This window comes from Moorena sp. SIO3I6, assembly GCF_010672095.1.
In genome coordinates this window covers 1-1,916 of record NZ_JAAHHU010000936.1, presented here as the reverse complement: position 1 = coordinate 1,916, position 1,916 = coordinate 1, and the positions used below count along the sequence as shown (strand labels likewise).

At 39.1% G+C, this 1,916-nt stretch carries 1 protein-coding gene; it reads left to right on the top strand.

The window, feature by feature from the left end; genetic code table 11:
* Window positions 1-539 precede the first annotated feature (539 nt).
* Window positions 540-1,763: a glycosyltransferase family 4 protein gene (locus tag F6K49_RS44650; RefSeq protein WP_293108415.1), complete on the top strand. Its 1,224-nt coding sequence runs from the start codon at window positions 540-542 to the stop codon at window positions 1,761-1,763.
* The last annotated feature ends 153 nt before the right edge of the window (window positions 1,764-1,916 follow it).

Sequence of the window (1,916 nt, the reverse complement as noted above, 5' to 3'; positions counted from 1 at the left end):
GAACAATAGTACTACTGGGGACAGACCAGTTGGAGAAACTTTGTGCCCCCGCACCGCAGATATCCGTACCCATGTCAACCCTTGTTTTTGATCAGGGTACGCTCTAAAATATAAAAACAAAAAAAACAAATAGATCAGCCCAAATCTGCTCATAAGGCGATCAATGGATTTGTACCTAGTAGTAGATTTGTACTGCATGTCAAAATGCAAGCATAGTAAGCTTTGAGGGATTGATAGTACACCTGTATGGGGTTACTTCAGTTATTAACGGAGGTCACAGCCTCGTCAGAGGTAATTTTGACAATGATATGGATGTAGATATTTACTTAATTCCAGGGGTTTATCACTGCTGATGAAGCAGTTAAATTATCGTCTAAATGATTAAACCAATCACAAAAATAGCTGTTTTTAAAGTACATAAAGCTGCTTCAATGTTCTTGCACAGAATAACTGTAGAAGCCAGTGCTTTGGCTCAAATTAATTAAAGGCTTCGAGCAATCGAAGCGAGACGAGTGGCTTTATTACTAAGGAGATTGTTAATGAATAAAAGCCTTGGAGGAGAACAAATCATCCAAGCCAACAAGAGAAGGAAAATTCGAGTAACTTATGTCATAGCAACAAATTTACGATTTAAACGCTTTGAATGGATCTGTAGTGAATTAAGCAAAGAGAGGTTTGAATTATCATTTATATTACTAAACCAAGGGCAAACAGACCTACCCGAGTATTTGACGGCACAAAAAATTCCATATATTAGTATCAAATACTCGAATAAATATAGCCTTAACCTGTTTTGGGTTATCTGGAAAATCTCCCGTTATTGTCGAAAGAATAAGACTGATATCGTACATACATATGGAGTGGATGGCTCCCTAGTCGGCTTAAGTGGTGCCTGTTTGGCGGGGGTGCAAATACGTATACAAAGTAGAACTCATGCAGGCCCCTTCCCCTGGCCGCAACGGGTTCCTTGGGGTCAAGTTTACGATCATTTTAACAATTTTCTTTCTTCAAAAATCACAATGACTAGCCAGAAGGTCAAAGACATAGTGATTTCCTACGATGGAGTTGCTCCAAGCAAGGTGATCCCCATACATCCTGGTTTTGATTTGGAAGCCTTTGCCAAGGTCTCCGAAGAAAATTTACAAAATATCAAAGAAAAATATAATATCAAAAATGTCGCTCCAGTAGTCGGTGTTGTATCAAGATATGTAGCTTGGAAGGGTGTTCATTATATAGTACCAGCCTTTGGCAAGTTGCTTGAAGATTATCCGTCTGCCTTTCTTGTACTAGCAAATGCTCGCGGAAACTACCGAAAGGAGATCCATAGGCAACTCCAATCAATACCTACTGACAGATATGTGGAGATTCCGTTTGAAAATGATATGTTCGCGTTGTATCAGCTTTTCGATGTATTTGTTCATGTTCCCATGGCTCCAAATATGGAAGCCTTTGGACAAGTATATATAGAAGCCCTAGCAGCAGGAATCCCTTCTGTGTTCACGCGCTCAGGGGTAGTAGATGAATTTATTGTTCATAATAAACATGCTTACTTGGTGGATTATGAAAACTGCGATCAAATCTACGAGGGGATAAAAACTATTCTGGAAAACAATTCCTTAAGAGAATCGCTAATTTACAACGGAGGTCAAAGCGTTCGTGATATGTTCGATTTAAACCAGATGATCGGCTCTCTTGAAAGTCTGTATCTTTCCGAGTTTGAAACAACCCAACAAGATAATCGCGAGGAATATGAAGAAAACTGAAAAATTTCCAGAATCCAAAACCCTTATTGATGGACATAATGAGACAATGGATATTGAGGCTTTAAGCGCCGAGATTTTGAAAGTCATTAAAGTTGATGGATTCGTACACATTAAGCAGCCACTGTCCCAGAATGCTTATCAAGCGATCTTGCA